We start from the raw sequence: 23,397 nt of genomic DNA on the forward strand, positions 1-23,397 counted from the left end.
CTGTTCGCAACAGTCACGGGGGGCTACGGTCGGGGGATGAAACGGCTTTCGAGCGTTGATGCGGCGTTTTGGTCGGCCGAAACCGCGGGCTGGCACATGCACGTGGGCGCACTTGCGATTTGCGACCCGAAGGACGCGCCCGAGTACAGCTTTCAGCGGCTGCGCGAACTGATCATCGAGCGGCTGCCCGAGCTGCCGCAGCTGCGCTGGCGGGTCGCCGGGGCGCCGCTCGGGTTGGACCGGCCGTGGTTCGTCGAAGACGAGGAGCTGGACATCGACTTCCACATCCGGCGCATCGCCGTCCCGTCGCCAGGGGGTCGCCGCGAGCTCGAGGAGCTGGTGGGCCGGCTGATGTCCTACAAGCTGGACCGCTCCCGGCCGCTGTGGGAGATGTGGGTGATCGAGGGCGTCGAGGGCGGCCAGGTCGCGTCGCTGACCAAGATGCACCACGCCATCGTCGACGGCGTCTCGGGCGCCGGCCTGGGTGAAATCCTCTTGGACGTCACGCCGGAACCCCGCCCGCCGCAACGGGATACAGTGGGATCGCTGGTGGGATCGAAGATTCCGGGCATCGAACGGCGGGCGGTGGGCGCGCTGATCAACCTCGGCGTCAAGACGCCCTTCCGCATCGCCCGGCTCGTGGAGCAGACCGTGCGCCAGCAGGTCGCCGCGCTGGGCGTGAGCGGCCGGCCCCCGCGTTACTTCGAAGCGCCCAAGACCCGGTTCAACGCGCCCGTGTCGCCGCACCGGCGGATCACCGGCTGCCGCGTCGAGCTGGCCCGGGCCAAGGCCGTCAAGGACGCCTACGGCGTCAAGCTCAACGACGTCGTGCTGGCGCTGGTGGCCGGCGCGGCCCGCGAGTACTTGCAGAAGCGCGGCGAGCTGCCCGCCAAACCGCTGATCGCCCAGATCCCCGTCTCCACCCGCACCGATGACAACAAGGACGACGTCGGCAACCAGGTGAGCTCGATGACGGTGTCGCTCGCCACCCACATCGACGATCCGGCCGAGCGGTTGCGGGCCATCCACGAAAGCACCCAGAACGCCAAGCTGATGGCCAAGGCGTTGTCGGCCCACCAGATCATGGGGCTGACCGAGACGACGCCGCCGGGGCTGCTGCAGTTGGCCGCCCGGGCCTACACGGCCAGCGGGTTGTCGCGAAACCTGGCCCCCATCAACCTGGTTGTCTCCAATGTGCCGGGCCCGCCGTTCCCGTTGTACATGGCCGGCGCCCGACTGGCTTCGCTGGTGCCGCTCGGGCCGCCCGTCATGGACGTCGCGCTGAACATCACCTGCTTCTCCTACACCGACTATTTGGACTTCGGCTTCGTGACCACGCCCGAGGTGGCCAACGACATCGACGACATGGCCGACCGCATCGAGCCGGCGCTCACCGAGTTGGAGAAGGCCGCCGCGCGGGAGTGAGCGGCTCGCGGCGATCGCGAGCGCGGCGAAGCCGGGCGAAGCGTCGTCGTGCCATGGCCGACGCCGAGCCCGGCTGCGGGTGAACTCCGGAACAGATTTGGGACTTTCTGCCCTAGCGCGGGCCCGCAGTGAGGCCATAACTAGAACGAGTTACAGTGCGCGGGTTATTGCCTCTGTACAGCAAAAACAATAAAATACTCGACGCTAGTTGCAACGTGCTCTAGTCTTGTGATCGAGTGCACGTCTGGAGGTGAGCAGTGACGTCCATTCAAGAAATCGGTGCCCAGTCCGTGTTGGCCGCCATCGACGATCTTTTGCCCAAGCTGCGGCAGCGGGCACAGGAAACCGAGGAACTGCGCCGGCTGCCCGATGCCACCGTCAGCGAGCTCCAAGAAATCGGCTTCTTCCGGCTGCTGCAGCCGGGGCAGTGGGGCGGGATGCAATGCGATCCAACGGTGTTCTTCGAGGCCGTCCGGCGCCTGGCCAGTGCGTGCGGGTCTACCGGGTGGGTGGCGTCGATCCTCGGCGTGCACAACTGGCACGCGGCGCAGTTCGACCAGCAGGCCCAGGAGGACGTGTGGGGCAAGGACACGGGCGTGCGGATCTCCTCGTCATACGCCCCGATGGGCGCCGGTCAGGTGGTCGACGGTGGTTACCTGGTCAATGGATCGTGGAACTGGTCGTCGGGTTGCGACCACGCCACGTGGACCTTCGTCGGTGGCCCGGTGATCAAGGACGGCCAGCCGGTCGACTTCGGCAGCTTCTTGATCCCGATAAGCGATTACCGCATCGACGACGTCTGGCATGTTGTCGGCCTGAAGGGCACCGGCAGCAACACCTTGATAGTCAAGGACGTGTTCGTGCCCCGGCACCGGTTCCTGTCCTACAAGTCGATGAACGACCACACCGCCGGCGGGTTGGCGGTCAACACCGACCCGGTTTACAAGATGCCTTGGGGCACTATGCATCCCACCACGATCACAGCCCCCATCGTCGGCATGGCCTACGGCGCCTACGAATCCCACGTCGAGCATCAAGGCCAGCGGGTGCGCGCCGCGTTCGCGGGCGAGAAGTCGAAAGACGACCCCTTCGCCAAGGTGCGTATCGCCGAGGCGGCCAGCGATATCGACGCTGCGTGGCGACAGCTGATGGGCAACGTCCGTGATGAGTACTCGTGTCTGGTGGCGGGTCAGGAGGTCCCGTTCGAGCTGCGGGCCCGGGCCCGTCGTGACCAGGTGCGTGCCACCGCCCGCGCCATCGCCTCGATAGACCGTCTATTCGACGCCTCGGGTGCCACCGCGTTGGCCAATAGTGCTCCGCTGCAACGGTTCTGGCGCGACGCACACGCCGGCCGCGTGCACGCGGCCAACGATCCCGAGCGGGCCTACATGATCTTCGGTAACCACGAGTTCGGGCTGCCGCCCGGCGACACGATGGTCTGAATCGCAGAGGAGCCACCGATGACCTGCCCCCACCTTCCCCCCGGCTTCGACCCGACCGACCCGGACATCTACGCCAAGCGCTTACCCGTCGAGGAGCTCGCCGAGCTGCGCCACAACGCGCCCATTTGGTGGTGTGACCAGCCGATCGGCAAGGGTGGCTTCAACGACGGCGGCTTCTGGGTGGTGACCAAGCACAAGGACGTGAAGGAGGTTTCGCTGCGCAACGACGTCTTCTCCAGCTGGCTCAACGGTGCCATTCCGCGCTTCGCCGACGACATGAAGCGCGAAGACATCGACCTGCAGCGGTTGGTTCTGCTCAACATGGATCCCCCGCAGCACACCCGGCTGCGGAGGATCATCTCGCGCGGATTCACGCCGCGCGCCATCGGCAGGCTGCGCGACGAGCTCAACGAGCGTGCGCAGGCCATCGCCAAGGCCGCCGCCGCCGGGGGTTCCGGCGATTTCGTCGAGCAGGTCGCGTGCGAACTGCCGCTGCAGGCCATCGCCGGGCTGCTCGGTGTGCCCCAGGAGGACCGCGGCAAGCTGTTCCGGTGGTCCAACGAGATGACCGGCGCCGAGGACCCCGAGTACGCGCACATCGATCCCAAGGCGTCCTCGGCGGAGGTGCTGGCCTACGCCATGAAAATGGCCGAGATCAAGGCCGAAAATCCCGGCGACGACATCGTTTCCACGCTGCTGCAGGCGGATATCGACGGCGAGAAACTCTCCGACGACGAGTTCGGCTTTTTCGTCATGATGCTGGCGGTCGCCGGTAACGAGACCACCCGCAATTCGATCACCCAAGGCATGATGGCGTTCGTCGACTTCCCCGACCAGTGGGAGCTGTACAAGAAGGAGCGCCCGGAGACTGCGGCAGACGAGATCGTCCGGTGGGCCACCCCGGTTACCGCGTTCCAGCGCACCGCCAACCAGGACACCGAACTGTCGGGGGTGACGATCAAGAAGGGCCAGCGGGTGTTGATGTTCTACCGCTCAGCCAACTTCGACGAGGACGTCTTCACCGATCCGTTCAAGTTCGACATCTTGCGTAACCCCAACCCGCACGTCGGATTTGGCGGCACCGGCGAGCACTACTGCATCGGCGCCAACCTGGCCAAGTTGACGATCAACCTCATGTTCAACGCCATCGCCGACCACATGCCGGACCTCACGCCCATTTCGAAACCGGAGCGGATCCGGTCGGGGTGGCTCAACGGCATCAAGCACTGGCAAGTCGACTACACCGGCAAGTGTCCAATCGCCCACTGAATGGCGCGACGAATCCGCTTGCCGGTGTAGGCAATTGACGCGGCCTCCTATTGGGGCTGCTCTATCTTGGGCCGCAGATTCTCTTCCACCTCGGCGCGCCAGTGCTCGTTCGCGGCGGTGGTGTCGACCTCATACTCGAAGCGGTCGGTCATCTGTGGCGTGACGTCGGCGGCATCCTCATAGAACTGCTGATACCAGCGGCGCAGCTGATAGACCGGGCCATCCTCTTCGACCAGCAACGGGTTTTCGATCCGAGTCTTGTGCTTCCAGATCTCGACATCCTGCAGGAAGCCCATGCTGACGCCATCGGTGAACGCTTTGGACAGCCTCTCGGTTGCGGCCTCGTCCATGCCCTCGGGCTTCCGCACGATGATGCCCCACTGCAGCATGAAGGAGTCCTGCGTGACCGGGTAGTGGCAGTTGACGAGGATCGACTCCACTTTGTAGCCGCCGTAACTGTTGTGTAGCCAGTTGATCATGAACGACGGGCCGAAGTAGGAGGCCTCGGAATCCAGAGTTTGTTCACCGGTGTAGTGCGAACCGCCGAGCAGCACATCGGGCCGGCCGACGGTGCGCAGGTATTGCGAAGCGATATGGCCCTCGAAGACGTTCTTGAAGTACGTCGGGAAGCCGTAGTGGATGTAGAAGAAGTGCGCCATGTCGACGATGTTGTCGACGATCTCGCGGCAGTTCGAACCCTCGATGAGCTCACTGCGCCACCGCCAGTCGGTCCATGCGGGGCTAGCGGCCTCGGGAATGTCGGGGATCTGTAATTCCGGTGACGGCAAGTTGCCTTCGTGGTCGTGCCAGACGAACAACAGACCGTTGTGCACCTCGGTAAGCCAAGAGCGGGTGCGTGCCATTTTTGGTGTGCGCTTGGCGTACGGCACCTGCTTGCACCTGCCGTCGCCGCCCCACCGCCAGTCGTGAAACGGGCATGCGACCGTGTCGCCCTTGACCATGCCCTGCGACAGGTCTCCGCCCATGTGCCGGCAGTACGCGTCGAGGACTCGCAGATTGTGGTCGGTGTCGGCGAAGACGACCAGCTTGGTGCCGAAGATGTTGACCGGGTGTGGCTTGCCGTCGAGGAAGTCCTTGGCCACACCCAGGCAGTGCCACCCGCGGGCGAACCGGGTCGGCAACGTTCCGACGTCTATTTCCCGGACGCCGACCCCAGCGGTGTCGATACTCACTCCGCGCCTCCACTAGCTGACTAGTCCGAACTAGAACACGTTACAGTTTCCGCCCACCAGCCGTGCAGGAATGCAGGCTAAAGCCACTAAATATGTGACTTATTGCCCTAGTCGAACTAGCCTTGCTCGATCTCGCGCCCTGAGCTGATCAGTGGCCGGGATGCACACCACGCCCGCGCGGAGCCGGGCGCTTGCGGCTCGCGGCCGGACGTCAATCGGGTTCGTCGTCGTCGCTGTCGTTGAGGAGTCGTTCGGGGTGGTGGAAGTTGTTGGTGCGGGGTTGGCCGTGGTCGAGGTGGGGTGGTGGGAGCCATTCGGTTTCGCCTTTGGCGTTGGTGCGGGTGGTCCAGCCGTTTTCGGCGAGCCGGTTGTCGGGGCCGCAGGCCAGGGTGAGGTCGTCGATGTCGGTGCGGCCGGTGGCTTGCCAGCCTGTGATGTGGTGGACCTGGCTGTGGTAGGCCGGGGCATCACAGCCCGGCTTGGTACAGCCACGATCCTTGGCATACAACATGATCCGTTGCGCCGGGGAGGCCAGCCGTTTGCTGTGATACAGCGCCAGGGGTTTGCTCTGCTCAAAGATGGCCAGGTAGTGGTGGGCGTGGCCGGCCCAACGGATCACATCGGACATGGGCACCAGGGTGCCCCCGGCGGTCAGGGCCTTGCCGGCGGCCGCCTCGAGATCCTGCAGTGTGGTGGTGACCACGATCGACACCGGCAGCCCGTTATGTTGGCCCAGTTGTCCGGAGGCCAGCAGGCCGCGCAGCCCGGCCAGCAAGGCGTCGTGGTTGCGCTGCGCCGGGGAGCGGGTGTCGCGGCGCACCGCGTCTTGGTCGGGGGTGGCGTCGACCACCGGGGCTTGGTCGTCGGGATTACACACCCCGGGGGCGGCCAGCTTGGCCAACATCGCCTCGACGGCGGCCCGCAACTCCGGGGTCAGCAGGCCGCTCAGGCGGGACATGCCGTCGAATTCCTGGGCGCCCAGGGTGATGCCGCGTTTGCGGGCCCGCTCGGCGTCGCTGAAGTCCCCGTCGGGGTGCAGCCAATCCATGATCCGCTGGGCGTATTTGGCCAACTCGTCGGGCCGGTATCCGGTGGCTTTGGCGGCCAGGTCGGCCTCGGCGGCTTGGCGGGTGAACACGTCCACCGCGGCGGGCAGCTGGGCAAAAAAGCCGCGGATCACTTTGATGTGCCCGTCGCCGATCAGCCCGTCGCGTTGCCCGGCCGCGGTCGCGGCCAACAGCGGCGCCAACGGTTCCCCGGTCAACGCCCGGCGCTCCCCAAGATCGCGGGCTTCCCCGAGGCGCCGGGCGGCCTCGCCGGTGGTGATGCGCAACCGGTCGGCCAACCCGCAGCGCAGCGACCCACCCAACTCCTGCGCGCTGGCCTGCGCATCGAGTTGGTTGATCAACGCATGCTGGGGGGCGCGCAGCCGGCGATAAGCGCGTTCCAGGCGCTCCAGGGCGCGCAACCGCTCCGCGGTGGTCAGCACGTCAAAGGACAACGCGCACAGCCGATCCACGTCGTCGTCGAGCGCGTCGAAGACCTCAACGATCTCCTCACGACTGCTCGCACCCATGCCCCCAACCCTACGAACACCCACCGACAAAAAAGACCATCTTGTGACCACAGAAGCCAAAGTGACACAAGGGATTACAGAGGACTGAAAGCCCCACCCTAGTGGCCACCGCGAGGCGGCTAGTCGCGATCGGGCGGGTTCGTCGCGTACACCCAGGACAGGAACCGCGCGACGGCCTCCGCGGATCGATGCGCCCGCGGGGAACTGAAGATGTCGAAGGCGTGTTGCGCGCTGGGCAATTCGGCGTAGGCGACCGGGGACTTGGACACCGCCCGCAGTTCTTCGATGAACTCCTGGGCCTCGCCGACGGGGATCAGCGAATCGTCGCGGCCGTGCAACACGAAGAACGGCGGCGCGTCGGCCCGCAGTCGCCGGATAGGCGAGGCATCGACGTAGACGTCACGGTGCGACGCGAATCCCCGCTTCACCACGAATTTTTCGAGCAGCGAGACGAATTCGGGCCGGCCCTCGCCGTCGGTGGAGAACCAGTCGTAGCGGCCGTAGATCGGGACCGCGGCCGCCACCGACGTGTCGGCGTCTTCGAAGCCCGGCTGGAATTGCGGGTCGTTGGGGGTGAGCGCGGCCAGCGCGCACAGGTGTCCGCCCGCCGAGCCGCCGGTGACCGCGACGAAGTCGGGGTCACCGCCGTAGTCGGCGATGTTCTCTTTGACCCACGCCAGCGCCCGTTTGACGTCGACGATGTGGTCGGGCCAGGTGTGGCGGGGGGAGACGCGATAACCGATCGACACGCACACCCAGCCGCGGGCGGCCAGGTGGCTCATCAGCGGGTAGGCCTGCGGCCGGCGCATCCCGATCATCCAGGCGCCGCCCGGAACTTGCAGCAACACCGGCGCCTTGGCGTCGCGCGGCAGGTCGCGGCGGCGCCAGATGTCGGCGAGGTTGGCGCGGCCGTTCGGGCCGTAGGACACCACATTCGTCTTCTCGACGTACCGCCGGCGCGCCACGGTGTTGGCCAGCGGCAGGCTGCGCCGTCCGCTGCGCGTGGGCTTGGTGCGGGGCAGCTTGTGCAGCGCCTCTTCGTAGTCGTGGCCGAGCTGCTCGCGCAGGCCGGCCTCCAGCACGGGGCCCGGGGTGGTGACGCCGCGGTAGCGGATCACCGCCAGGACGGCCCACGACGCGGCCGTCATGGCCAGCGCCGCCTTGCCGCGCCGTCCAGAGAAGTGGCCGCGCCGCCCGCGCCGCAGCGCGTCCAGCAGCGAGACGGTGAAGTAGACGCCCGGCACCTCCGACGTCGGCCAGCCGAACCAGAAGACCAGCACGGTGCTGTAGCCCTTGCGGGCCAGCGGCCGTAATCCGTTGGCGGCGTTGGCCAGTTCCAATGCGGCGCGCGCCAGAGGCCGGGGGCGTACGAGGCGACTCATCAGCCGTTGACCTGAGATTGCAGTTCGTTGCGCAGGATTTTGCCGGTGCTGCCGCGCGGGAGTTCGTCCAGCACAGTGATCTCGCGGGGCACCTTGTAGTTGGCCAGGTTTTGCCGGACGTGCTGTTTGAGGGTATCGGGCGTGGCCCGGGCGCCCGGGCGCAACACCACGAACGCCGCCAGGCGCTGCCCGTACTGCTCGTCGTCGACGCCGATCACCGCGGCCTCGGCCACGTCGTCGTGTGCCGCCAGCGTCTTCTCCACCTCGATCGGATAGACGTTCTCGCCGCCGGAGACGATCATCTCGTCGTCGCGGCCGACCACGAACAACCGGCCGGCCTCGTCCAGGTAGCCGACGTCGCCCGACGACATGAACCCGGCGTGAAAATCCTTGGTGGTGCCCGACGTGTAGCCCTCGAATTGGGTGTCGTTGCGGACGTAGATGGTGCCCACCTCGCCGGTCGGCATCTCGTTGAAATTCTTGTCCAGGATCCGGATTTCGGTCCCGCCTGCCGCCCGCCCCGCGGTGTCGGGCGCCGCGCGCAGGTCTTGCGGGGTAGCGGTGGCGATCATGCCGGCCTCGGTGGCGTTGTAGTTGTTGTAGATCACGTCGCCGAACTCGTCCATGAATGCGGTGACGACGTCGGGCCGCATTCGGGAACCGGATGCCGCCGCGAATCGCAATGACTTGCAGCTGTACCGCTTTCGCACCGCGGGCGGCAGCTCCATGATGCGGTCGAACATCACCGGCACCACCGCCAGGCCGGTGGCGTGGTGCCGGTCGATGAGGTCCAGCGTCGCCTCCGGGTCGAACATGCGCCGGGTGACCACCGTGCACGCCATCGACGCCGCGAAGATCAACTGGGAAAAGCCCCAGGCGTGGAACATCGGCGCGACGATCACGATCGTCTCCTCGGCACGCCACGGCGTGCGGTCCAGGATGGCCTTGAGCGTGCCGACGCCGGCGTTGCCGCCAGTTTGGTTGGCGCCCTTGGGTGTTCCGGTGGTGCCGGAAGTCAGCAGGATCATCCTGCCCTTGCGGCCCGTGAGCTCGGGCCGTTGGCCGGTGTGATCGGCGATGAGCTGCTCCACCGTCGCCTCGCGCTGGCGGTCGGAGGTCCAGGCCAGGATGCGGGTGGCGTCCGGTTTGTCGGCCAGCGCGCGGTCCACGGTTTCGGTGAATTCCTCGTCGTAGACGACGGTGTCGACGCCTTCGCGGTTGACGACCTCGGCGAGCGCCGGACCGGCGAACGACGTGTTGAGCAGCACGACGTCGGAGCCGAGCCGGCTGGCGGCCACCACCGCCTCGACGAAGCCACGGTGGTTGCGGCACATGACCCCGACGACCCTCGGCCGGCCCGCGGGCAGGTGCTGCAGCGCCGCGGCGAACGCGTTGATCCGGTCGTCGAGCTCCCGCCAGGTCAGTGTGCCGAGCTCGTCGATCAGGCCGGGCCGGTCCGGGCAGCGTTGTGCCGCACTGGCGAAGCCCACGGTCATCCCCAGGCCCTCGCGGCGCATGGCCGCGGCGATCTTGAGGTAGCGGTCGGGTCGCATCGGCGCGATCATGCCGGCGCGCCTCAGGGTGGTGATGACGCCGAGAGCTTGGTTGATGGGACGCAACAGAGAAGCCACGGCTCAGCCCAGGATCGGGAAACGTCGCTTGGCCGCCAGCCCGTTGAGGGCCTCCTGCATCACCGACCGGACGTGCTCGTCGACCTCGTCGACGTCCGGGTCGTCACCGAATTGCGCGGCGATGTGGATCGGCTCCAGCACCTGGGTGACGATCTTGGTGGGCAGCGGCAGGTTGGGCGGGATCACCGCGCTGAAGCCGAAGGGGAAGCCGAACGACAGCGGCAGGATGGCGCTGCGCAGCAAGCGCTTCACCCCCAGCCGCTCGGCCAACCAGGTGCCGCGGGACAGGTAGAGCTGGGTCTCCTGCCCGCCGATGGACACCGCAGGCACGATGGGAACGCCGGCCTCGATCGCCGTCCTGACGTATCCCTTCCGGCCATCGAAGTCGATGACGTTCTCCGAGAGCGTGGGCCGGTACGCGTCGTAGTCTCCGCCGGGGAAGACGATCACCACCCCCCCGGACCGCAGGGCCTGGGCCGCGTTCTCACGGTTGGCCCGGATGTATCCGGTGCGCCGGAAGAACTCGCCGGTGGGACCGGTCATCAGGATGTCGTGGCTGAGCGTGTAGACCGGCCTGTCGTAGCCGAATTTCTCGTAGAAGTGGACGCTGAAGATGGGGACGTCCATCGGGAACATGCCGCCGGAGTGGTTGCCGACCACCAGCGCACCACCGGGCGGGAACGAGTTGAGGCCGTGCACCTCCGACCGGAAGTAGGTCTTCAGGACCGGGCGCATCACCGCCATCAGGCGCTGGGTCAAGACGGGGTCGAATTTGCCGATGTCGCCGACATCGGGATGGTCGTCGTCGGTCACGTTCCTCCCTTGACGCTCCCGCGAGGCTGCCTCAGGTCTAAAGAGCCGCGTCGAGTTCCTCGATGGTAGCGATCGGGGCGCGGCGGCGGTCATGGCGACTGTCTCTTTCCTGGTCTGCGGATATGGTGCCGGCGGGGCGCGGGCGCTATTGTTACGACGCCCTGCGTGAATCCTCGAGCAAAGGGGAATTCGATGGACCTTGCCGGCTTGTCCCATGAGCCCATCGCTCGCCCGGGTACCGCACGTGGCATTAGCTCTCTTGATCGACGTGCCCGCAGGCCCCGCGCCGGCGTCCTCCGCCCGGAACCGGCCCAGCTCGATCAGGGGCCCCCGCCGTCCGGTGACGCCGATCCGGCCGCACCGGACGAGGCGGACCAACGCCAGGCCGACTACTTCGTTCGGCTGCTCTCCCAGAAGCTTCGGCTCATCGGCCAGCGGATCGACGACTACCAGAAGGCGCTCGGCGCCGCGCAGGCCAACGGCGACGTCGACGCGGTAGCCAACCTTCGGCGCATGGCGCGGATCGAGGAACAGGATCGGGAAATTCTTAACGCCATGCTCGAGAAGTTGCGGCGCCGATTCGCCCGCCGGACCCCGGGTGGGCCGCCCGCGCCTTCCCCGCGGTCCGCGGTCCGGTAGCTCCTGGACGATCAATTCAGCTCAGTGGCAGAGCTTTTGGCCGCTCGGGCGGCCGGCGAAGGGTTGAGGCGCGCGGAATCGGCCACGCCCGCATCGCGGTGCCGATACATTTGACGGGCCACCTGGTTTCTACCGACACCGAATGAGGCCGCCCATGGGATTCATGACCCCGGACCTTCCCGACGTCGACCCCGAGAGTTGGCCCGGTCTGCCCCGATCGAGAAGGCGACAGATCATGACCCGGCACTGGGTTGAGCATGGCTTCGGCTCGCCGTACGCGGTCTATCTTTTCTATGTCGTCAAGATCGCCCTGTACGTCGTGGGCGCCGCCGCGGTGATCTCGCTGACGCCCGGGCTGGGCGGGCTCGGGCGCATCGCCGACTGGTGGACACAGCCGATCGTGTATCAGAAGGTGGTCATCTTCACGCTGCTGTTCGAGATCCTGGGATTGGGCTGTGGATCGGGTCCGCTGACCGCCCGATTCTGGCCGGTGTTCGGCGGCTTCTTGTATTGGTTGCGGCCCAACACAATCCGGCTGCCGCCGTGGCCCGGCAGGGTCCCGTTCACCGGTGGTGACAACCGCACCCTCGTCGACGTGGCGCTATACCTGGTCGTGCTGGTCTCGGGCGCCTGGGCTTTGCTGTCGCCCGGGCGGGGCGGGCCGGTGACCGCCGGCGGCGACGTCGGCCTGATCAATCCCGTTCTCGTGGTGCCGACCATCGTCGCGCTGGCCCTGCTGGGGCTGCGCGACAAGACCGTCTTCCTCGCGGCGCGCGGCGAACACTACGGGCTGACCCTGCTGGTGTTCTTCTTTTCGTTCACCGACCAGATCGCCGCCTTCAAGATCATCATGCTGGCGCTGTGGTGGGGGGCGGCGACGTCGAAACTCAACCACCACTTCCCGTACGTTGTGGCGGTCATGATGAGCAACAGTCCGCTGTTGCGCAGCAAGGCGTTCAACTGGTTCAAGCGCAGGCTCTACCTCGACCCGGTCGACGACCTGCGCCCGTCGTGGATTCCGAAGGTGATGGCCCATGTCGGCGGGACGACGGCCGAATTCCTAGTGCCCTTGCTGCTGGTCTTCTTCGCCGACGGGCACCGGTGGGCGTGGTTCCTCATCGGCTTCATGGTCCTCTTCCACCTCAACATCACCTCGACCATTCCGATGGGAGTGCCCCTGGAGTGGAACGTGTTCTTCCTCTTCTCGCTGTTCTACTTGTTCGGGCACTATGCCGGTGTCACCGCCACGGGGCTACGCTCGCCGCTGCTGCTGGCCATCCTGATCGCCGCGCTTGCGGTGGTCCCCATCGTGGGAAACCTTTTCCCCAAGCAGGTTTCGTTCCTGCCCGCGATGCGCTATTACGCTGGAAACTGGGCCACCAGCACCTGGTGCCTGCGCGCGGGTGCCGAGGAGAAGATGGACGCCAACATCACCAAGGCCTCGGCGCTGGTGCCCAAACAGCTTGCCCGGCTTTACGATCCGAGCACCGCCGAGATGATGATCGACAAGTTGATGGGGTGGCGCTCCATGCACACCCACGGGCGGACGCTCAACGGCCTGGTGGCCCGCGCCCTGGACGGCATGAACGAGGCGGACTACAAACTGCGTGACGGCGAGATCATCGCCGGACCGCTGATCGGGTGGAACTTCGGCGAGGGCCACCTGCACAACGAGCAGTTGCTCGCGGCGGTGCAGCGGCGCTGTCAGTTCGAGGACGGGGACGTCCGGGTCATCATCCTGGAAAGTCAGCCGATCCACGTCCAGCGCCAGGAGTACCGCATCGTCGACGCGAAAACCGGCCTGATCGAAGAGGGTTACGTCGACGTGGAAAGCATGCTGGCCCGTCAGCCATGGCCGGAGCCGGGCGACGAGTACCCGGTCCACGTCACCGATGGCGGCGACCCGCCGCGCCCGGCTTCGCCGCGCTCGCGATCGCCGCGCCTCGATGGCGGCGACCCGCCGCGCCCGGCTTCGCCGCGCTCGCGATCGCCGCGCCTCGATGGCGGCGACCCGCCGCGCCCGGCTTCGCCGCGCTCGCGATCGCCGCGGACCACCCGGCGCGCCGATCGATGACCAGGGCGGTGGTGGTCGGTGCCGGCCCCAACGGCCTGGCGGCGGCGGTGCACCTGGCCCGCCACGGTGTCGACGTTCAGGTGCTCGAGGCGCGCGACACCGTCGGTGGGGGAGCCCGCTCGGGCGAATTGACGATGCCCGGCGTCATCCACGACCACTGCTCGGCGTTTCACCCGCTGGGCGTCGGTTCGCCGTTGTGGAAGGAGATCGACCTGCAGCGCTACGGGCTGCAGTGGAAGTGGCCGGAGGTCGACTGCGCGCACCCGCTCGACGATGGCACCGCCGGCGTGCTCTACCAGTCGATCGACGAGACGGTGGCGCGGATGGGGCCCGATGGCGCCCGGTGGCGGCGGGCGATCGGCGACCTGGCGACGGGCTTCGACGAGCTGGCCGAGGATCTGCTCGGCCCGGTGCTGGGCATCCCGCGTCACCCGGTGCGCCTGGCCGGCTTCGGGCCGCGGGCGCTGCTGCCGGCCACCACCATGGCCCGCTGGTTTCGCACCGAGCAGGCCCGCGCGTTGTTCGGCGGCGCCGCCGCGCACGTCTACACCCGGCTGGACCGCCCGCTCACCGCGTCCCTGGGGCTGATGATCCTGGCCAGCGGGCACCGGTACGGCTGGCCCGTCGCGCAAGGGGGCTCCGGGTCGATCAGCCAAGCCCTGACCGCCGCCCTGAAGGAGTACGCCGGCAGCATTACCACCGGGGTGACCGTCGCCAGCCGCAAGGATGTCCCGGACGCCGACATCGTCATGCTCGACCTCAGCCCGGCCGCGGCACTCGCCCTCTACGGCGACGCGATGCCCGCCCGGATCAGGCGGTCGTATCGGCGCTACCGCGAGGGTTCCTCGGCGTTCAAGGTCGACTTCGCCATCGAGGGCGACATCCCGTGGACGAACCCCGACTGCGCCCGGGCCGGGACCGTGCACCTCGGCGGGACGTTCGCCGAGATCGCGGACACGGAACGCCAACGCGCACAAGGCAAGATGCCCGAGCGGCCGTTCGTTCTGCTCGGCCAGCAATACCTGGCCGACCCGTCCCGCTCGGCGGGCAGCGTCAACCCGATCTGGGCGTACGCGCACGTGCCGTTCGGCTACGACGGGGACGCCACCGCCGCCGTGGTCGGCCAGATCGAGCGGTTCGCGCCGGGATTCTCCGAGCGCGTCCTCGCGACGGTCAGCAAGGGGACCGCCGAACTGCAGGCCTACAACGCCAATTTCATCGGCGGCGACATCATCGGCGGCGCCAACGACGGGCTCCAGGTCATCTTCCGTCCCCGCATCGCCCTCGATCCGTACGCGACCGGCGTGCCGGGCGTCTATCTGTGTTCGCAGTCCACGCCGCCGGGGGCCGGCGTCCACGGCCTGTGCGGCTACCACGCCGCCGAGTCGGCGCTGAGGCGGCTTAAGAAGCAGAACAAGAAGAAGAGGAAGCCGGGCGGCGGGCTGACGTCACATTGGTCGCGGGAACCGGGGCGGCAACCGCGCATGCTGCTCATCTAGGCTGACCACGAGCGCGAAATCAGCGGACTCAGGAAAGACATCACCAAGACAGGGAGAGATCAAGTGACGGTCCGAGTAGGCGTCAACGGCTTCGGCCGAATCGGACGCAACTTCTACCGGGCCCTGCTGGGCCAACAGGAGCAGGGCACCGCTGACATCGAGGTGGTGGCGGTCAACGACATCACCGACAACCACACACTGGCGCACCTGCTCAAATTCGACTCGATCCTGGGCCGGCTGCCCTTCGACGTCAGCCTGGAAGGCCAGGACACCATCGTCGTGGGCCCGCACAAGATCAAGGCGCTCGAGGTCCGGGAGGGCCCGGCGGCGCTGCCGTGGGGCGACCTGGGTGTGGACGTCGTCGTGGAGTCCACCGGCCTGTTCACCAACGCGGCCAAGGCCAAGGGCCACCTGGACGCCGGCGCCAAGAAGGTGATCATCTCGGCGCCCGCCACCGACGAGGACATCACCATCGTCCTGGGCGTCAACGACGACAAGTACGACGGCAGCCAGAACATCATCTCCAACGCGTCGTGCACCACGAACTGCCTCGGGCCGCTGGCCAAGGTTCTCAACGACGAGTTCGGCATCGTCAAGGGCCTGATGACCACCGTGCACGCCTACACCCAGGACCAGAACCTGCAGGACGGCCCGCACAAGGACCTGCGCCGGGCGCGCGCCGCGGCGCTGAACATCGTGCCGACCTCGACCGGTGCGGCCAAGGCCATCGGGCTGGTACTGCCCGAACTGAAGGGCAAGCTCGACGGTTACGCGCTGCGGGTGCCGATCCCCACCGGCTCGGTGACCGACCTCACGGCCGAGTTGTCCAAGGCCGCCAGCGCCGAAGACATCAACGCGGCCTTCAAGGCCGCCGCCGAGGGCAAGCTGAAGGGCATCCTGAAGTACTACGACGCCCCGATCGTCTCCAGCGACATCGTCACCGATCCGCACAGCTCGATCTTCGACTCCGGTCTGACCAAGGTGATCGACAACCAGGCCAAGGTGGTGTCCTGGTACGACAACGAGTGGGGGTACTCCAACCGCCTCGTTGACCTCGTCGCGCTGGTCGGCAAGTCACTGTAGTCGTGGCCGTTCCGACACTCGAAGACCTGCTGGCCGAGGGGGTTTCGGGGCGGGCCGTGCTGGTGCGCTCCGATCTGAACGTGCCGCTCGACGACGGCGCCATCACCGACCCGGGCCGGATCACCGCGTCGGTGCCGACGTTGCAGGCGCTCGTCGACGCCGGCGCGAAGGTGGTGGTGACCGCGCACCTCGGCCGGCCCGAGAACGGGCCCGACCCGAAGTTGTCGCTCGCGCCGGTCGCGGCGGCGCTCGGTGAGCGACTGGGCCGGCACGTGCAGCTGGCCGGTGACGTCGTCGGCGGTGACGCGCTGGCCCGGGCCGAAGGCCTCACGGACGGCGACGTGTTGCTGCTGGAGAACATTCGCTTCGACCCGCGGGAAACCAGCAAGGACGACGGCGAGCGCCTCGCGCTCGCCCGTGAACTCGCCGAATTAGTCTCGCCCGGAGGGGCTTTCGTCTCCGACGGCTTCGGGGTGGTGCACCGCAAGCAGGCCTCGGTGTACGACGTGGCCACGTTGCTGCCGCACTACGCCGGCACGCTGGTGGCCGACGAGATCCGGGTGCTGGAGCAATTGACCAGTTCGACCACCCGTCCCTACGCGGTGGTGCTCGGCGGGTCGAAGGTGTCCGACAAGCTCGGCGTCATCGAATCGCTGGCGACCAAGGCCGACAGCATCGTGATCGGCGGCGGGATGTGTTTCACCTTCCTTGCCGCGCAAGGATTTTCGGTGGGCAAATCGCTGCTGGAAACCGAGATGGTGGACACCTGCCGCCGGCTGCTGGACACCTACGTCGACGTGTTGCGACTTCCGGTGGACGTCGTGGTGGCCGAGCAGTTCGCCGCCGACTCGCCGTCGCAGACAGTGGCCGCCGACGCCATCGGAGACAACATGATCGGGCTGGACATCGGGCCGGGATCGGTCAAACGCTTTGCGGCGCTGCTGTCCAACGCCCGGACCGTCTTCTGGAACGGCCCGATGGGCGTGTTCGAGTTCCCCGCGTTCGCCGCGGGCACCCGCGGTGTCGCCGAGGCCATCGCCGCGGCCACCGGCAAGGGTGCGTTCAGCGTGGTGGGTGGCGGCGACTCCGCGGCCGCGGTGCGTGCGCTGGGCATCCCGGAGGGCGACTTCTCGCACATCTCCACCGGCGGGGGCGCGTCGCTGGAATACCTCGAGGGCAAGACGCTGCCGGGCATCGAGGTGCTGGGCCGTCCGCAACCAAGTGGAGGAGACGCGTGAGCCGCAAGCCACTGATCGCCGGCAACTGGAAGATGAATCTCAACCACTTCGAGGCGATCGCGCTGGTGCAGAAGATTGCGTTCGCGCTGCCGGACAAGTACTACGACAAGGTCGACGTCACGGTCTTGCCGCCGTTCACCGACCTGCGCAGCGTGCAGACCCTGGTCGACGGCGACAAGCTGCGGCTGACGTACGGCGGCCAGGACCTGTCCCAGCACGACTCCGGCGCCTACACCGGTGACATCAGCGGGGCGTTCCTGGCCAAGCTCGGCTGCAGCTTCGTCGTGGTCGGCCACTCCGAGCGGCGCACCTACCACAACGAGGACGACGCGCTGGTGGCCGCCAAGGCCGCCGCGGCGCTCAAGCACGAGCTGACGCCCATCGTGTGCATCGGTGAAAACCTGGAGGTACGTGAGGCCGGCGGGCACGTCAGCCACTGCGAGGAGCAGCTGCGCGGCTCGCTGGCCGGCCTGTCGGCCGAACAGCTGGACAAGGTCGTCGTCGCCTACGAGCCGGTCTGGGCGATCGGAACCGGACGGGTGGCCAGCGCGTCCGATGCTCAGGAGGTGTGCGCCGCGATCCGCGCGACGTTGGCGTCTCTCGCCTCGTCGAAGGTTGCCGAGGGCGTGCGGGTGCTCTACGGCGGCTCGGTGAACGCCAAGAACATCGGCGACATCATCGCCCGCGAGGACATCGACGGGGCGCTGGTCGGTGGGGCGTCTCTGGACGGTGAGCAGTTCGCGACGCTGGCGGCCATCGCCGCCGGCGGGCCGCTGCCGTAACGCGGCAGGCGTCAGCAGACCTGCGGGCCGACCCGCAGATGAGCGGTCAGCACGATGTCGTCGTAAGCGGACCGAAGGGGGTGGGAGTCCCTGCGCGACAAGGCCAGAAACTCGGTGACGATCTGTCGTGCCAGCGGGCGCAGCTTGACGTTGTGCTGCTGGGATCGCCACCTCAGCAACCCGAACGCTGTCTTGTCGTCGATCCCGTAGATCACCATCAGCATGCCCTTGGCCTGTTCGATGACGGCGCGGTTCTTGCTGAACTTCGCCACTTCGGCGGTCAGGGCCTCCTGGTCCACGTGCTCGGTGGGCGTCACGTCGACGTAGAAGCCTTCCGTGCCGACGACCTTGCCCGCCGCATCCAGGAGCCGGTTGCCGATCACGACGACGTCGTGGACGTGGCCCTGCACGTCGATGATCCGATGCCGCGTGCCGAACGCACCCTGGGTGCGGCGGATGTCATCCAGCGTGGCCGCGATCTGCTTGCGGTCGTCGGGATGCTTGTGCGATAGCACCAACTCCGTTGTCGGTGTCACGGTGCCCGGCTCGTAGCCGTGTAACCGTGCCACCTGTTCGCACCACTCCCAGCGTTCGCCGTCGAAGTAGAAGCGGAACGTCCCCATGCGTTGCGGCGAACCGGCCGCCAACGCCTGAACAACCGGGTCGGCGGGCTTCGGTCTGCTGAAATCCGTAACCATCGCTACGTCCAATGTTGTGGCACGTAGCAAGGGTGCAAAGGAACAAACAGCGATGGTTGCAAGGAATCGCTCAACGCCGGCGCCGACTTCGTCAGCGGAGCATCTATCGCTGATCCTCGCATGCACCCACTGGGAGTACAAGGCATCGGCTACGAGCATCCAGGCCATTTGCGGCCGATTGAGCGCCGCCCGGTAAGCTGCCGGTCATGGAGTTGGCTCTGCAGATCACCCTGGTGGTCACCAGCGTGCTGGTGGTGTTGCTGGTGCTGCTGCACCGCGCCAAGGGTGGCGGCCTGTCGACGCTGTTCGGTGGCGGTGTGCAGTCCAGTCTTTCCGGCTCGACGGTCGTGGAGAAGAACCTGGACCGGTTGACGCTGTTCATCACCGGCATCTGGCTGGTTTCCATCATCGGGGTGGCGCTGCTCATCAAGTACCGGTGACCCGTCGGCGGGCGGACCACGTGATCCGCGCCGATACTGGGACGCATGGTTGACGTTTCCGACATCGCGCTGGAACCGATCGGCGCCGTGCAACGGACGCTGGTCGGTCGCGAGGCGACCGAGCCGATGCGTGCCGACATCAGGCTGCTGGGCGCGATCCTCGGCGACACCGTGCGCGAGCAGAACGGCGACGAGGTTTTCGACCTCGTGGAACGCGCCCGAGTCGAATCGTTCCGGGTGCGCCGCTCCGAGATCGACCGGGCCGACCTGGCGCGGATGTTCTTTCGCATCGACATTCACCAAGCGCTCCCGGTCATCCGTGCGTTCAGCCACTTCGCGCTGCTGGCCAATGTGGCCGAGGACATCCACCGGGAGCGCCGCCGTGCGATCCACGTCGCCGCAGGCGAGCCGCCGCAGGACAGCAGCCTGGCCGCCACTTACGCGAAACTCGATGGGGCCGAACTGGATTCGGCCACGGTTTCCGATGCGCTGCGGGATGCCCTGATCTCCCCGGTGATCACCGCGCACCCCACCGAAACCCGGCGGCGCACCGTCTTCGTCACCCAGCACCGGATCACCCAGCTGATGCGGTTGCACGCGGAGGGGCACACCGAAACCGACGACGGCCGCAACGTCGAGCGCGAGTTGCGCCGCCAGGTCCTCACCCTGTGGCAGACCGCGCTGCTCCGGTTGTCCCGGCTGCAGATCACCGACGAGATCGAGGTGGGGCTGCGCTATTACCCCGCCGCCTTCTTCCAGGTCATCCCGCAGGTCAATGCCGAGGTGCGCGACGCGTTGCGGGCGCGCTGGCCCGACACCGATCTGCTCGCCGCCCCGATCCTGCGGCCGGGCTCCTGGATCGGTGGCGACCGCGACGGCAATCCGAACGTGACGGGCGATGTGGTGCGCGAGGCCACCGGCAGCGCCGCGTTCACCGCGCTGTCGCATTACCTGGCCGAACTCACCGCCCTCGAGCAGGATCTATCGATGTCCGCCCGACTCGTGGCCGTGACCCCCGGGCTGGCCGAACTGGCCGAGGGCTGCCAAGAGAAGGCCCGCGCCGACGAGCCGTACCGGCGGGCGGTGCGGGTGATCCGCGCCCGGCTGACCGCGACCGCCGCCGAGATCCTGGACCGCCAACCGCAGAACGAGCTCAACCTCGGCCTGACACGGTATTCCGACCCGGCCGAACTGCAGGCAGATCTGGACACGATCGACCAGTCGCTGCGCACCCACGGCAGCGCGCTGCTGGCCGACGACCGGCTGGCCCTGTTGCGAGAAGGCGTGAGCGTCTTCGGGTTTCACTTGAGCGGGCTGGACCTGCGGCAGAATTCCGACGTCCACGAAGAGGTGGTGGGGGAGTTGCTGGCGTGGGCCGGGGTGCACCCGGACTACGGCTCGCTGCCCGAGGACGAGCGCGTCGAACTGCTGGTCGGCGAACTGGCCACCCGCCGTCCCTTGGTCGGCGATCGGGTGCTGGGGGTGCCGCCCGCGTGCGGGGGCCTGTCCGACCTGGCCCGCAAGGAGCTCGAGGTCGTCAGCGCCGCGGCGCACGCCGTCGGGCGCTACGGTGCGGCCGCCGTCCCGAACTACGTCATCTCCATGTGCCGCTCGGTGTCCGACGTCTTAGAGGTGGCGATCCTGCTGAAAGAGGCTGGGCTGCTGGACGCCTCGGGGCCGGAACCGTATTGCCCGGTGGCCATTTCGCCGCTCTTCGAGACGATCGAGGACCTGCACAACGGCGCGGCCATCCTGCAGGCGATGCTGGAGCTTCCGCTGTACCGGGCGGTCGTCGACGCGCAGGGCGGACGCCATGAGGTGATGCTCGGCTACTCCGACTCGAACAAGGACGGCGGTTACCTGGCCTCCAGCTGGGCGGTCTACCGAGCCGAGCTGGCCCTGGTCGAGGTCGCGCGCAAAGCGGGAATCCGGTTGCGGCTCTTCCACGGTCGCGGCGGCACCGTCGGCCGCGGCGGTGGGCCGAGCTACCAGGCCATCCTGGCGCAACCGCCGGGCGCGGTGAACGGCTCGCTGCGGCTCACCGAGCAGGGCGAGGTGATCGCCGCCAAGTACGCCGAACCCCAGGCGGCGCGGCGCAACCTGGAGAGCTTGGTGGCGGCCACGCTGGAGTCGACGCTGCTCGACGTCGAGGGCCTCGGCGACGCGGCGGAGCCGGCCTACGCGGTGCTCGACGAAGTCGCCGGCCTGGCGCAGCGCGCATACACCGAATTGGTGCACGACACACCGGGTTTCGTCGAGTACTTCATGGCTTCCACGCCGGTCAGCGAGATCGGTTCGTTGAACATCGGCAGCCGCCCGACGTCACGCAAACCGACGTCGTCGATCGCGGACCTGCGCGCCATCCCGTGGGTGCTCGCGTGGAGCCAATCCCGCGTCATGCTTCCCGGCTGGTATGGCACCGGCTCGGCGTTCGAGCAGTGGATCGCGGCTGGCCCGGAAAGCGAAGACGAGCGCGTGGCGGTCCTGCACGGACTGTACGAGCGGTGGCCGTTCTTCGCCAGCGTGCTGTCCAACATGGCGCAGGTGCTGGCCAAGAGCGACCTCGGCCTGGCGGCCCGGTACGCCGAACTGGTGGACGACGAGGAACTGCGGCGCCGGGTGTTCGACAAGATCGTCGACGAGCACCGGCGAACCATCGCGATGCACAAGCTCATCACCGGTCAGGACGATCTGTTGGCCGACAACCCGGCGCTGGCCCGTTCCGTGTTCAACCGGTTTCCGTATCTCGAACCGCTCAACCACCTGCAGGTCGAGCTGCTGCGCCGCTACCGCTCCGGCGATGACGACGAACTGGTGCAGCGCGGCATCCTGTTGACGATGAACGGGCTGGCCAGCGCGCTGCGCAACAGCGGGTGACGCCCCGCCGAATCCGGGCCGAATTCGACGCGTGTTGAGCAAGACGCGAATATGATGACGGCCAGCCCCAGGCGGAAGCCGCCCCGGACGCCGGTGAGCGATGCCTGGCAGGAGGCCGATGCGCGGATCCGGACCACCTCTGTGGCAACTTCTGGTTCTGGTCGTCGTCGCCGCCATCGCGCTCGCGCTCGGCGGCATTTGGGTGGCAAAACGCACCCTGCGGACCGTCGATCCCTTGCACAACCCGTCGGTGTCACCGTTCATCGCCATTGTCGCGCTGGTATACGGGGCTCTGCTCGGATTCACCGTGGTCGTCTCCTGGCAACAGTTCTCCGCGGCCGAGGCGATTGCCGCCAACGAGGCCTCGGCGCTGACGACGATGTACCGGCAGACCGTCGCCATGCCAGAACCGGAGCGGACGCAGCTTCAACAGCTGCTGCGCCAGTACGCGACCGCGGTCGCGGATTCCGGACGGAAGCCAAGCAATGGCGGCAACGACGGCGCCCGAGCCGCAATCACCAACATGTACCGCATCGTCGGTCGTCAGCCGCCTGGCGTCGCGTCTAGCCCGATCAATGCCGAGTTCGTCGGCCAGTTGACCGTGTTGGCGTCCGACCGCACCCAGCGCATCATCGACACCAGGCCGCGCATACCGCCGTTGCTATGGCTGGGGCTGGTGTTCGGTGGGACCGTGTTGGTAGCGTTCACCGGTTTTCTGCGCCTGGGCAGCACCATCGGTCACGCGCTCGTTTCCAGCGCGATTGCAGTCCTTCTCGGCCTGCTGCTGTCCATCGTATTCTCGCTGGACCATCCGCTCTCCACGGACCCGGGAATCACCTCGGCGCCGTTTCGGCATGCGATGGAGGTTTTCGACGCCGTCGACCGTGGGACCTAGACGCGGCGAATCCGGTGCGTCGTCACTCCGCCGTCCGGTTGCGCAGCCGGTCCAGAACGCCGCGCACGGCGTGCTCGGTCATCGCGACCGGCGTCATCATCGTCTCGCCCACCTTCACCATGCCGTCGATCCGCCCGACGATCGCCTCGATGGGCTCGACCAGGACGATCAGCCGCCTGGCCAGATCGTCGAGCCGCGACAGGGTGCCGTCGAGGTGGTCCAGGCCGCTTTCCATGCGCTCGACCGTGGCGTTCAGGGCTGAAAGGGACGTGTTCAGCTCTTTCATGGTCGTGCTCAGGCCGTCGAGGACGTCTTCGACCTGCTCCACCGTCTTGTCGGCGTTCAACGCGGCCTGGGTGAGGGTTTTGAGCCGGCTTCGCTCCTGCCCTCCGCGCACGGTTCTGTCTGCCATGACCGTCATTATGGCCCGGATCACACCGG

Annotated in this window: 17 protein-coding genes and 2 pseudogenes; 12 read left to right on the forward strand and 7 right to left on the reverse strand. The window is 67.4% G+C overall.

The annotated features are described in order from the left end of the window. The first annotated feature begins 36 nt into the window (after positions 1-36). The 3 genes from KXD96_RS14000 to KXD96_RS14010 all read left to right on the forward strand — a co-directional run bounded on the left by KXD96_RS14000 (position 37) and on the right by KXD96_RS14010 (position 4,136). Positions 37-1,425, forward strand: coding sequence for a wax ester/triacylglycerol synthase family O-acyltransferase (locus tag KXD96_RS14000; protein ID WP_260745114.1), 1,389 nt, complete (start codon positions 37-39; stop codon positions 1,423-1,425). 257 nt (positions 1,426-1,682) lie between these two features. Further along, positions 1,683-2,867 carry a 3-hydroxy-9,10-secoandrosta-1,3,5(10)-triene-9,17-dione monooxygenase oxygenase subunit gene (hsaA, locus tag KXD96_RS14005; RefSeq protein ID WP_260745115.1) on the forward strand — a complete coding sequence of 395 codons (1,185 nt, stop codon included), beginning with the start codon at positions 1,683-1,685 and terminating at the stop codon, positions 2,865-2,867. Between the two features lie 18 nt (positions 2,868-2,885). Continuing rightward, positions 2,886-4,136, forward strand: coding sequence for a cytochrome P450 (locus tag KXD96_RS14010; protein ID WP_260745116.1), 1,251 nt, complete (start codon positions 2,886-2,888; stop codon positions 4,134-4,136). A gap of 47 nt (positions 4,137-4,183) precedes the next feature. Here the strand turns inward: KXD96_RS14010 and KXD96_RS14015 are convergent, their stop codons facing one another. The 5 genes from KXD96_RS14015 to KXD96_RS14035 all read right to left on the reverse strand — a co-directional run bounded on the left by KXD96_RS14015 (position 4,184) and on the right by KXD96_RS14035 (position 10,662). After that, positions 4,184-5,329, reverse strand: coding sequence for an aromatic ring-hydroxylating dioxygenase subunit alpha (locus tag KXD96_RS14015; protein ID WP_260745117.1), 1,146 nt, complete (start codon positions 5,327-5,329; stop codon positions 4,184-4,186). A gap of 211 nt (positions 5,330-5,540) precedes the next feature. Next, the gene (locus KXD96_RS14020) at positions 5,541-6,905 is read right to left on the reverse strand and encodes an HNH endonuclease signature motif containing protein (RefSeq protein ID WP_260745118.1); all 1,365 of its coding nucleotides are present in this window, start codon (positions 6,903-6,905) and stop codon (positions 5,541-5,543) included. Between the two features lie 119 nt (positions 6,906-7,024). Further along, on the reverse strand, positions 7,025-8,287 hold the full coding sequence (locus KXD96_RS14025) for an alpha/beta hydrolase (protein ID WP_260745119.1): 1,263 nt from the start codon (positions 8,285-8,287) through the stop codon (positions 7,025-7,027). Then, positions 8,287-9,852: an acyl-CoA ligase FadD12 gene (fadD12, locus tag KXD96_RS14030; protein WP_260745372.1), complete on the reverse strand. Its 1,566-nt coding sequence runs from the start codon at positions 9,850-9,852 to the stop codon at positions 8,287-8,289. The genes KXD96_RS14025 and fadD12 overlap by 1 nt, the downstream gene beginning before the upstream one ends. 69 nt (positions 9,853-9,921) lie before the next feature. Then, a complete protein-coding gene (locus KXD96_RS14035; protein ID WP_260745373.1) occupies positions 9,922-10,662 on the reverse strand; it encodes a lysophospholipid acyltransferase family protein in 741 nt (246 codons plus the stop codon). A 261-nt stretch (positions 10,663-10,923) separates the two neighbouring features. On the opposite strand from KXD96_RS14035, the gene KXD96_RS14040 reads away from it, so the two are divergent. From KXD96_RS14040 to tpiA, 6 genes and pseudogenes are all read left to right on the forward strand, one after another. After that, a complete protein-coding gene (locus KXD96_RS14040; RefSeq protein ID WP_260745120.1) occupies positions 10,924-11,370 on the forward strand; it encodes a hypothetical protein in 447 nt (148 codons plus the stop codon). Between the two features lie 154 nt (positions 11,371-11,524). Beyond that, positions 11,525-13,264, forward strand: a pseudogene (locus tag KXD96_RS14045) (DUF3556 domain-containing protein); the annotation flags it as partial. 176 nt (positions 13,265-13,440) lie between these two features. Continuing rightward, positions 13,441-14,856 (forward strand): annotated as a pseudogene (locus tag KXD96_RS14055) (phytoene desaturase family protein); the annotation flags it as partial. Positions 14,857-15,006: 150 nt separating this feature from the next. Further along, positions 15,007-16,026 carry a type I glyceraldehyde-3-phosphate dehydrogenase gene (gene gap, locus KXD96_RS14060; RefSeq protein ID WP_260745121.1) on the forward strand — a complete coding sequence of 340 codons (1,020 nt, stop codon included), beginning with the start codon at positions 15,007-15,009 and terminating at the stop codon, positions 16,024-16,026. Positions 16,027-16,028: 2 nt separating this feature from the next. Continuing rightward, a complete protein-coding gene (locus KXD96_RS14065) occupies positions 16,029-17,264 on the forward strand; it encodes a phosphoglycerate kinase (protein WP_260745122.1) in 1,236 nt (411 codons plus the stop codon). Then, entirely contained in the window at positions 17,261-18,046 is a 786-nt protein-coding gene (tpiA, locus tag KXD96_RS14070; protein WP_260745123.1) for a triose-phosphate isomerase, read from the forward strand. Before KXD96_RS14065 ends, tpiA begins: the two co-directional genes overlap by 4 nt. A gap of 11 nt (positions 18,047-18,057) precedes the next feature. Here tpiA and KXD96_RS14075 read toward each other — a convergent pair whose 3' ends face one another. Next, positions 18,058-18,744: a PAS and ANTAR domain-containing protein gene (locus KXD96_RS14075; protein WP_260745124.1), complete on the reverse strand. Its 687-nt coding sequence runs from the start codon at positions 18,742-18,744 to the stop codon at positions 18,058-18,060. A gap of 206 nt (positions 18,745-18,950) precedes the next feature. Here KXD96_RS14075 and secG point away from each other — a divergent pair, with 206 nt between their 5' ends. The 3 genes from secG to KXD96_RS14090 all read left to right on the forward strand — a co-directional run bounded on the left by secG (position 18,951) and on the right by KXD96_RS14090 (position 22,956). Next, positions 18,951-19,184, forward strand: coding sequence for a preprotein translocase subunit SecG (gene secG / locus KXD96_RS14080; protein WP_040624202.1), 234 nt, complete (start codon positions 18,951-18,953; stop codon positions 19,182-19,184). A gap of 45 nt (positions 19,185-19,229) precedes the next feature. Next, entirely contained in the window at positions 19,230-22,061 is a 2,832-nt protein-coding gene (gene ppc / locus KXD96_RS14085; RefSeq protein WP_260745125.1) for a phosphoenolpyruvate carboxylase, read from the forward strand. Positions 22,062-22,179: 118 nt separating this feature from the next. After that, entirely contained in the window at positions 22,180-22,956 is a 777-nt protein-coding gene (locus tag KXD96_RS14090; protein ID WP_260745126.1) for a DUF4239 domain-containing protein, read from the forward strand. A gap of 22 nt (positions 22,957-22,978) precedes the next feature. On the opposite strand, the gene KXD96_RS14095 is transcribed toward KXD96_RS14090, so the two are convergent. Continuing rightward, positions 22,979-23,377, reverse strand: a complete 399-nt coding sequence (locus KXD96_RS14095; protein ID WP_260745127.1) for an ATPase — start codon at positions 23,375-23,377, stop codon at positions 22,979-22,981. Positions 23,378-23,397: the final 20 nt, after the last annotated feature.

Origin of the sequence: Mycobacterium sp. SMC-2, from assembly GCF_025263485.1 — a bacterium.
Lineage (GTDB): Bacteria > Actinomycetota > Actinomycetes > Mycobacteriales > Mycobacteriaceae > Mycobacterium.

Bases quoted from the DNA above. Each gene is read 5' to 3' on its own strand.
- KXD96_RS14000 (WP_260745114.1), top strand. From the start codon at position 37: ATGAAACGGCTTTCGAGCGTTGATGCGGCGTTTTGGTCGGCCGAAACC.
- KXD96_RS14010 (WP_260745116.1), top strand. From the start codon at position 2,886: ATGACCTGCCCCCACCTTCCCCCCGGCTTCGACCCGACCGACCCGGAC.
- KXD96_RS14020 (WP_260745118.1), bottom strand. From the start codon at position 6,905: ATGGGTGCGAGCAGTCGTGAGGAGATCGTTGAGGTCTTCGACGCGCTC.
- KXD96_RS14025 (WP_260745119.1), bottom strand. From the start codon at position 8,287: ATGAGTCGCCTCGTACGCCCCCGGCCTCTGGCGCGCGCCGCATTGGAA.
- fadD12 (WP_260745372.1), bottom strand. From the start codon at position 9,852: ATGATCGCGCCGATGCGACCCGACCGCTACCTCAAGATCGCCGCGGCC.
- KXD96_RS14035 (WP_260745373.1), bottom strand. From the start codon at position 10,662: ATGGCGGTGATGCGCCCGGTCCTGAAGACCTACTTCCGGTCGGAGGTG.
- KXD96_RS14040 (WP_260745120.1), top strand. From the start codon at position 10,924: ATGGACCTTGCCGGCTTGTCCCATGAGCCCATCGCTCGCCCGGGTACC.
- KXD96_RS14075 (WP_260745124.1), bottom strand. From the start codon at position 18,744: ATGGTTACGGATTTCAGCAGACCGAAGCCCGCCGACCCGGTTGTTCAG.
- secG (WP_040624202.1), top strand. From the start codon at position 18,951: ATGGAGTTGGCTCTGCAGATCACCCTGGTGGTCACCAGCGTGCTGGTG.
- ppc (WP_260745125.1), top strand. From the start codon at position 19,230: ATGGTTGACGTTTCCGACATCGCGCTGGAACCGATCGGCGCCGTGCAA.
- KXD96_RS14090 (WP_260745126.1), top strand. From the start codon at position 22,180: ATGCGCGGATCCGGACCACCTCTGTGGCAACTTCTGGTTCTGGTCGTC.
- KXD96_RS14095 (WP_260745127.1), bottom strand. From the start codon at position 23,377: ATGACGGTCATGGCAGACAGAACCGTGCGCGGAGGGCAGGAGCGAAGC.